The sequence below is a fragment of the Nonomuraea antimicrobica genome, from assembly GCF_039536965.1.
GTDB classification, from domain to species: Bacteria; Actinomycetota; Actinomycetes; order Streptosporangiales; family Streptosporangiaceae; genus Nonomuraea; species Nonomuraea antimicrobica.
On the sequence record NZ_BAAAZP010000246.1, the window covers coordinates 1 to 8917 of the forward strand.

The 8917-nt window shown below is 69.0% G+C and carries 8 protein-coding genes; all 8 read left to right on the top strand.

Annotation, left to right across the window (positions count from 1 at the left end; genetic code table 11):
- On the top strand, positions 1–227 hold a 227-nt coding region (locus tag ABD844_RS52100), incomplete at its 5' end, for a hypothetical protein (protein ID WP_344897502.1).
- Positions 224–484 (top strand): hypothetical protein, encoded by a 261-nt coding sequence (locus ABD844_RS52105; protein ID WP_344897505.1) that lies wholly within the window; start codon positions 224–226, stop codon positions 482–484. The genes ABD844_RS52100 and ABD844_RS52105, both read left to right, overlap by 4 nt.
- A 2-nt stretch (positions 485–486) precedes the next feature.
- Positions 487–1041 (top strand): phage tail tube protein, encoded by a 555-nt coding sequence (locus ABD844_RS52110; RefSeq protein ID WP_344897508.1) that lies wholly within the window; start codon positions 487–489, stop codon positions 1039–1041.
- Between the two features lie 2 nt (positions 1042–1043).
- On the top strand, positions 1044–1511 hold the full coding sequence (locus ABD844_RS52115) for a hypothetical protein (RefSeq protein ID WP_344897511.1): 468 nt from the start codon (positions 1044–1046) through the stop codon (positions 1509–1511).
- Positions 1512–1543: 32 nt separating this feature from the next.
- Positions 1544–1741: a hypothetical protein gene (locus ABD844_RS52120; RefSeq protein ID WP_344897514.1), complete on the top strand. Its 198-nt coding sequence runs from the start codon at positions 1544–1546 to the stop codon at positions 1739–1741.
- Positions 1742–1783: 42 nt separating this feature from the next.
- A complete protein-coding gene (locus ABD844_RS52125; RefSeq protein WP_344897517.1) occupies positions 1784–5701 on the top strand; it encodes a hypothetical protein in 3918 nt (1305 codons plus the stop codon).
- Positions 5694–6875: a hypothetical protein gene (locus tag ABD844_RS52130; RefSeq protein WP_344897520.1), complete on the top strand. Its 1182-nt coding sequence runs from the start codon at positions 5694–5696 to the stop codon at positions 6873–6875. The genes ABD844_RS52125 and ABD844_RS52130 overlap by 8 nt, the downstream gene beginning before the upstream one ends.
- A gap of 267 nt (positions 6876–7142) precedes the next feature.
- Positions 7143–8917 (top strand): hypothetical protein (locus ABD844_RS52135; protein ID WP_344897523.1); only part of this gene is annotated, 1775 nt, incomplete at its 3' end.

The following is an 8917-nucleotide window of genomic DNA, read 5'->3' on the forward strand; positions in this document are numbered from 1 at the left end:
TCTGGCTGGAATTCGTCAACGCCGGTGCTGCGGCTCGCACCGCGACGCTGGCGACGCCCGGCACGTACCGAGGACTGTCGATCGCCGACCGTGAGGTGCCGATCCCGGCGAACTCGACGGTGAAGGTGCCGGTCAGCAGCGACTACGCAGGCGCGAACGGCCGCGCCGGCGTCACCTACGACGCGCCGACGGACCTGACGGTCGGGTGCTTCCGGTACGCGTCATGACGGCCGCCCGCCCGGCCAAGAGGCCGGCCGCCGCGCAGGACCAGCCGGACACGCCGCCGTACTACGTCGCCACTCAGGCCCTGTACATCGGCGCCGCCCGCGCGCACATCCCCGGCGATCAGGTGCCGCCGGCCCACGTCGAACGGTTCGGCTGGGCCGACAAGGTGCGCCGCCCCGACGAACCGCCCGCCGTTCCCCCTGACCAGCCTGTGACCGATGAGGGCCAGGCCGCCGCCACGACAGAAAAGGAGAGGTGACCATGGCCCGTGGCAAGCCCCGCGCCTTGAGTCTCGGCCCCGGATACCTGTTCCTGGCCACGCTCGGAGCTGCCGAGCCGATGGATCTGACCACGCCGTGGGCGGCGGTTGATCCGGCCTGGACCGGCCTCGGATATACGAACGAAGGTTCGGAATTCACTTATGAGTTGTCGAGCGAACCGGTGGAGGTCGCGGAGGAGCTCGACCCGATCGCCATCGCGCTGACCGGCCGAAACATGGGCCTGAACTTCGCGTTGGCCGAGGTGACGGCCACGAACCTGCGGGTTGCGATGAACGGCGGCACCATCACGGTCGGCGTCGGCGTGGTGACCTTCGAGCCGCCCGAGCTGGGCCAGGAAACCAACGTGAAGCTCGGCTTTGAAAGTGAAGATCATTCCGAGAGGTGGGTTTACAGGCAGGCGTTGTCGCAGGGCCAGATCGGCATCCCACGCAGGAAGGGAGCCGAAAAGGCCATGATCAACTGTGAATTTTTGCTCACCAAACCAGAGGGCTTGACGCCCTTCAAGGCGATGCTCGAACACCCCAGGAGGGCCTGACGATGACGAAACGCTCCTACATGTCCAGCCCGCAGGAGCAGGACGGTAGCGACCGGCCACCGCAGGAGTTCGAGCTCGATGGCATCACCTGGGTGTGCGAGTCGAACGTGAGTCTCCTCGATCTGTCGGAGTACGCGCGGCTCGCCCAGCAGGGCGTCACGGCCGAGAGCCCGGAAGGCGCGGCCATCCTCGCCGAGGTCTTCTCTGGGCTCCTCGGCAGCAACTACCAGCGATTCCGGCGGCACTGCCGCGTGAATCGCACCGACGGCAAGATCATGGTGGAGATCCTGCGCGACCTGATCTCGGACTCCGCTGAGCGCCCTACCCGGAGGCCCTCGGACTCGTTCGCTGGGCCGCCGCTCGGAGAGGCTACGTCGAAGGTCGTTTCGCTCTCGCGGGGCACCGTCACCGTGCAGCACGTGGAGCCGGCGCCGACCGCGGAGGAGCCGCGGATGGTCTCCTACGGCTGACCGATCTGCCGCTGGCTGACGCTCTCGATGTCATGCATGCCTGCTGGATCGAGTGGCGCACCGACCTCGTACAGACGCAGGCACTGCTCGCCCTGGCCGGTGTCGAAGACGTCGCCGCCGACCCGCACGAGGCGTTCGACGAGGCCTGCAAGTCCGGATCCCCGCACCGGCAGGACGCGGAAGAGCGCCGCCAGCAGATCGCCGAGCTGGTAGCAGCCGCCGGAGCATAAGCCGCCCCGCATCAACGGACGTGCCGTTCGGCGGGGGGTGCCATGGCAACCCCGCTCGCCGAGGCGTTCGTGCGTGTCCGCGCCGACACCTCTTCCGTCAGAGACGACGTCCGCAAGGGATTCGACGGTGTCGATGCGGACGGCCACGGCCGCCGCGCCGGCCGGGAGTGGGGGGACGGGTTCTCCTCCGGGATGGGCGGCAGCCTGTCCCAGCTCGGCGATGTTGGTCGGCGGGCGCTGGCGGCCATGCTGCCGGCCCTGGGCGACCTCGCCGCCGGGTTCACGCGGGCTGCGTCGGCGGCGGGCGGGCTCCTGGCCGGTGTCGCCCGCTGGTCGACGCTGGCCGCGGGGGTGGCCACGGTGGGGGCCGCCGCAGCGAGCGCCGCCGCGGCCACGGTGGAGCTGGCCGCCGCGATCGCCCCTCTGTCGGGGCTCCTGGCCGGGCTGCCCGGCGTCGCGATGGTCGGAGCGGCGGCGTTCACCGCCTGGCAGCTGGCCACCGGCGGGCTGAGCGAGGCGATGAGCGCCGCCCTGTCCGGCAACACGGAGGCTCTCGCGGCGGCGCTGGGCAGCCTCTCCGAAGGCGGCAAGGCGTTCATCAACGAATTCCAGCAGGTCATTCCAGCCCTGCGGGATTTTCAGGCCGCCGCGCAGGACGCCTTCACCGGCCAGCTGGCCGGCAGCCTCGCCGGGTTCGTGTCCGCGCTCGACGCCCTCCGACCGGCTGTGTCCGGCCTCGGGGCCGACTTCGGCGGGATCGTCCGCCAGGTCCTGGAGTTCGCCACCAGCGCCGGCACGCTCGCGCAGTTCAACAGCGTCTTCGCCGTCACCCGCGACCTTGTCGGCGCGGTCCGGGACTCGCTGAACCCGCTGCTGCAGGGGTTCACGGATCTCGGCGTGGTCGGCAGCACGTGGCTCGGCGGCTTCTCTTCCGGGCTCCGCGATGTGCTGACGACCTTCGGCCAATGGATGGGGGAGATCGCCTCCAGCGGGCAGGCGCTGGCCTGGCTGCAGGACGCCACCAGCGTGCTGCAGCAGCTCGGCCGCCTGGCGCTGGACGTGTGGGGCGTCTTCACCGGGCTCCTGGACGCCGCAGCGGCGGCGGGCGGGCAGGCGCTGGGCGTGCTCGGCCAGCTCGTTGGCGCGCTCAACGAGTGGATCAACAGCGCCGCCGGTCAAGACGTCCTGGTCGCCGTCTTCACCGCGCTGCACCAGGTCGGTGCCGCCCTACTGCCGGTGCTCACCGCGCTGGCCGGCGCCCTGGCCACCATCGCCCCGCAGGTGGCCGAGATCGCGACCGCGGTCGGCCCCGTCCTAACGTCCGCCGTCAACGCTCTCGCGCCCGCCCTGGCCGCCCTCGGTCCCGGGATCGTCGCCATGGTTCAGGGGCTCGGCGGCGCGGTCGCCGCGATCGCGCCGGCGCTGCTGCCGGTCGGTCAGGCGCTGTCCGGGCTGCTGGCCGCGCTGGCTCCGCTGCTGCCGGCGCTGGGTCAGCTCGTCGCCATCACCGCGGGCGGCCTGGCCAGCGCGGTGCAATCCGTGCTGCCCGCGTTGACGCCGCTGGTCGCCACGATCGCGCAGCTGGCCGCCGGGGTCTCACCGCTGCTTCCGCAGCTTGCGATGCTGGCGGCCCAGCTCGTCGGCGCTGTGCTGCCCGCCATCACGCCGCTGGTACCGGTCATCGTCCAGCTGGCGTCCACGATCGGCGGCGCGGCCATGACCGCCCTGGCCGGCCTGGTCTCCGCGCTGTCGCCTGTCCTGGCCGCGGTCGGGCAGGCGTGGCAGCAGATCGGCGGCCCGCTACTCGCCGCCGTGCAGGGGATCGTGCCGCCCCTGGTGGCCTTCGGCCAATCGATTGCTGGGCTGGCGCCGATCCTCGGGCAGGTGGTGACGGCCGCTCTGCCGATCATGGTCCAGCTCGTGCAGGCCGCTGTGCCGGTGCTCGGCCAGCTCGTCACGGTGTTCGGCACGTTGCTGGTCGCGCTCGCGCCGCTGCTGCCGATCGTCGTGCAGCTCGCCGGCGTGATCGGGCAGACGCTGCTGTCGGTCATCAGCAGCCTGCTCAAAGCCGTAGCACCGCTGATCGCGCCCCTCGGCCAGCTGGCCGTGACGCTCGGCCAGGTCCTCGCGGACGCCGTCACCGCCGTGGCGCCCCTGATCGTCTCCGTCGCCGAGGCCGTCGCGCAGCTGCTGCCGGTGCTCGGCCCGCTGATCACGCTGGCGGCGCAAGTGGCCGGGCAGATCGGCGGCGTGCTGGTTCAGGGCATCACAACCCTGGTCCAGGCTGTAACGCCCGTTTTGCCGCTCATCGTGTCGCTGGCGGCGCAGATCGGTCAGGCGCTGCTGGTCGCGCTGCAGGTCGCCGCGCCAGCGATCTTGTCGATCGTTGCCGCCGTCGTCGGGCTGTTGCCGACATTGACGCCGTTGATCCCGATGTTTGCCGGGCTGCTCGCGCAGATTGTCCCGCTGGCGGTCCAGTTCTTGCCGCTGTTCGTCCAGCTGATCACAGCCCTGGCTCCTGTGATCGTGCAGCTCGTCGGCGTGGTGGGGCAACTGCTTGCGGCGTTCGTCCCGCTCGTGCCGATCCTGCTGCAGCTCGCGATGCAGATCATCACGCCGCTGGTGCCGATCGTGATGCAGCTCGTGCAGGCGCTCATGCCGTTGATCTCGGCGATCTTGCCGCCGCTGCTGCAGCTCGTGCAGGCGGTGGCGCCGATCCTCGGCCTGGTTGCGCAAGTTTTCGGCCAGATCCTCCAGGCGCTCATGCCGCTGCTTCCACCGCTGATTCAGCTCGTCCAGGCCATCCTGACGCCGCTGCTGCCGATCATTTCGTCCTTGGCTGGGCTGCTCACACCGTTGATCGGGATCTTCGCGAGCCTCGTCACTGCGGTCATGCCGCTCATCCAGGTGTTGCTCAATTTGATCGTCAGCGTCCTGACGCCGTTGATCGAGATCATCGCGTCGGTCATCTCCTGGTTGGCCGATAAGCTCGCGCCCGCGTTCGAGTGGGTCGCGGGTCTGATCTCGGGAGCGATCGACAAGATCGGCGAAGTTTTCACCTGGCTCTACAACCTGTTGATCGGAAATTCCATTATTCCCGATCTGATAAATGGGCTAAGGGATTGGTTCCAGCGGGGCGTCGACTGGGTGTCCGACATCGTCTCGTGGTTCGGCAAGTTGCCGGAGATGTTCGCCACCTGGCTCGGGATGGTCGTCGACTGGGTCGAAGCCAAGTGGAACCTGATCCGCAACTACATCGCGGCCAAGATCGACGAGATCCGATCCAAGATCTCCGACGTCCTGAACGCGATCAGCGACCAGTGGAACCAGGTCTGGGACACGGTCCGGAACTTCGTCAGCGAGAAGTGGGACCAGATCCGCGACGCCGTCTCGCGCGGCATCGACAACCTGCTGCAGTGGTTCCGCGATCTCCCCGGCCGCATCACGAGCGCGCTGGGGAACCTGGGCTCCACCTTGTGGAACGCCGGCAGAGACCTGATCAGCGGCCTCTGGAACGGCTTGCAATCCATGTGGGACTGGTTCAAGAACGCGATCTACGGCTTCTTCAGCGGCATCATGCCGCAGTGGGTTAAGGACGCCCTCGGCATCGCGAGCCCAAGCAAACTGATGGAGGCCATCGGCAAGCAGCTGCCGCCCGGCCTGGTCATCGGGATCGACCGCACCATGCCGATGATCAAGGCCGCGTCGCAGCGCATGGCGGACGCGGCAACAGCCTCCTTCGACGGCCTGTCCTCGCCCGCGATGCCATACACCGGCACGTTTGGTGCACCCGCAGCGCCGAGCACCGGGGCCGCGCAGACGCGGCCCGGCATCACGATCGAGAACATCACCATCCAAGGCGTCTTGGACCCGAGCAACCCGGTCGCCTACCGGGTGATCGTGGAGCAGCTCCGAGAGGCGATCCGCCAGCTGGAGCAGGAGGTGTTCGCGGATGTCTGACATCCAGGTCGGCCGCCTCACGCTCCGGGAGACGCAGGCAATGTCCGAGAGCGCCTACCAAGGGTGGTCGCTCCACATCTCCGGCATCGAGGTGTGCCCGCTGGTGACACGCGACGAGGTGTGGGCCCGTTTCGACGGCGCACTCGGATCGCAGGATGCGCTGGTCCCGGTTATCTTCCAGGAGAAACAGGAGAGGAACGGGTACTACACCGTGCTGTCGTCCAGCGGCGATGTGCTCGACCGGAAACGCCAGGGCATCACCGAGATCAGCTGGAAACTCAGCCTGCAGAGACACGGCCCGGACTCAGACGTCGATCTGGAGTCGAGACTGATCGGAGCGACCCGGCAGAACGACTTCAACCAGGTCGGAGAGCGGTGGAGCGCACCGAGCATCGGCGCGTACGGCTACTACACCGGGGCGACGCAGCCGGCCCTGCTGACCCGGTCGGGTGCGGACGGTCCGATCACCGTGTTCCGGGGAGTGCCGGCCGGGGTGAACCCACGCTGGGGCTGCGACATCGAGCACTACCTGCGAGGCCGCGTGAAGATCCTCACCGAAGGAACGGAACGGGTGGGGACGGGCCACCCGCTCCGAGCGGACCAATGGGAGCTCAGCAACGGCCTGGCCAGGGTCCGACCGCTGAGCGGCGGCAGCCTCGAAGTGGCGTCGTTCACAAACGGCCGTTGGCACGGCAAGAAGTGGCGGGTGCAGGTCGGCGCCGAGCAGATCACCCGCTGGCAGTCGGCCGGGGTGCTGCGCAACGACTTGGAGCAGTGCGTGATCCGGCTCACCGCGCTGCGCAGCCCAGTCGGCCGCGCCTACCTGGACGTGACCCTGCGGCGTGGCTCCCGCATCGTCGAATGCTGGCTGCAGCGCGGTGACTCCGGCCCCATATCGGTGTACCTGACCGAGCCGGAGACGCTGACGGACTCGACGTCGTACGCGGTTCGCGGGAGCGACGACGCCGACGGCAACCGCGTGGTCGTCGGCAGCGCCCGCCACTTCGACCTGCACTCGGCGGGCGGCCTGACGAAAACGAACGCGACCACGTTGGACTGCTGGCTGGGCGTCGTCGCCGACGGCGGGTCCGCGATCGCCGGCGATCGGGCGACCGACCTGCAGGCCCAGTACATCGGCGCGATCCCGGAGGTCGTGGCGGCCGTGCGCCGGTAGGTCACAGCACGGTGTGAGCGCGCCGCCGGGCGGCTGCTTGGGACAAAGCGGCAGCGAGGGCGTCGGCGACCAAGTCGTCCACGTCGAACTCGCCGTCACCGAAGTTCACGGAAATGCTGCCGGAGCCGTTCAACCGGACTCGGAACCGCCCGTCCGCCACGGTTCACACGTCGTCGTCTGCATCGCTCATGGCCACACCTTAGGCGTGGCTCCAGCGCCTCGTCCAAGACACATCGGGGGTGACCAGTGCCGGTCTCGGAGAAGCTGATGGAGCTCGGGTCGTGGCAGATCACGCTGATCGACGAGACCCCGAAGACTGTGCTGGACAAGATCGAGTACTTCGGGCATCTGGCGTTTGTGCCGGCGCACGTGGAGCCCGGGCAGTACGGCGACCACTTGCTCGACATGGCGAGGTACGTCGGGGTGGTGACCGCCCGGGACGTGGACCACCTGCGCAAGCAGGTCAGCGGGCAGTCCACCGCGGTGTGGCTCGGCGACACGGACGGCAAAGGCGATGTCCTGGAGACGCCCGTCTCCCTCAACAGCAGTTTCGCCCAGGCGATGCGCGCCATCTTGGGGAACGGTACCGCGGTGGTGGAGGGCACCCTGCACAGCGTTCCGGGCGTGTATCGGGGCACGCACGTCTGGCAGTCGAAGCGCAAGGCGATCGCCTACGTGGCCACCACCATGGGCGCCGAGTGGCGGGTGACGGGCAGCTGCAAGCTCGATGCGGGCCTGGCCACCGACCTGTACGAGCAGACCCCGTCCACGGTGATCGTGCGCAAGCGCCCGAACTTGCACACCGACGGGGATGACCTGCACTTGCGCGGCCTGCGCGGAGATATGGGGGTCAGCCAGGACGTCAAGGAGTGGACGAGCAGGGTCGTGCTCATAGCCGAGGGCAACGGCAGCTCGGTTGTGACTGCCGCCGCGAACAACCCGGACGTGCCGTACCGGGATCTGCGCGGCCAGCCGGTCAACCGGACCCGCGTCATCTCCGAGAGCACGACGTCGGGCGGCAACGCCGCCGCGCGTGCGCAGTACCAGCTCGACCAGTACGTCACCCCGCGGTCGCAGATGAGGATGACGACCGACGACTACGACGTGTCCGGGGCGTTCCGGCCCGGCGAATGGGCGTGGGTGTACGACTGGGAGACGGGCCTGGTCGACTTCGACAACGAGCTCATGTTCCGCGGCGAACTCATCCATCCGGTCCGCCTGCGCATGGTGGGCGCATCGTGGCCGGTCACGCCAGCGATGACGGTCGCCTACCGTGGCCCGGGCGGCGAGTGGCTGGATCTGACACCGTACGTCGCCCACGAGGGCGGCCAGACGACCGTCGATGTGGGAGACCTGCTGCAGCCGCTGTCAGGCCGCGGCACCGAACCGGTCGGCCCCCGACCGGTGCCGGATTCGACGGTGCCCGGGCCGGTGTCCTGGGTGCTGCCGTTGGAGAGCGGCGTCTACGTCGGCCCGGACGGTTCGACGCGGGCCAGGATGCTGCTCCGATGGGAACTGCCGCTGAACTCCGACGGGTCCACGATCTTGGATGGCGCGCACTACGAAATCGCCTTCGGCGTCTCCCCGGCCGGCACCGAAGGGTGGCAGACCACGTACGCCGCGTGGGGGACGCTGCAGACGATGGTGCTCGACCTGACGCCCGGCCTGGCCTACGACTGGCGCATCAGGGCCGTCGATACCAACAACAACAGGGGCCCGTGGAGCGCAGTTGAGACGGCGGTCGCCAGCCCCGACGTGATCCCGCCGTCCACACCGGCGGCGCCGACGGTGGCGGCCAGCCTGATCGCTATCCAGGTCACCCATACGCTGGGGCGAGCCGATGGCGGCCAGTGGAATCTCGAAGCGGACATTGATCATCTCGAAGTGCACGTCGGCGCGACCGCGGGTTTCGCCGTGGATGAGACGACGCTGCGCGGTAAGGTCGCCGCGACCGCCGGGATGATGCAGGCGCAGATTCCCGCGGTCGGCACCGTGCCGGAGAGCAACACCAGCCTGCGGCACGTCAAGATCGTCGCGGTGGA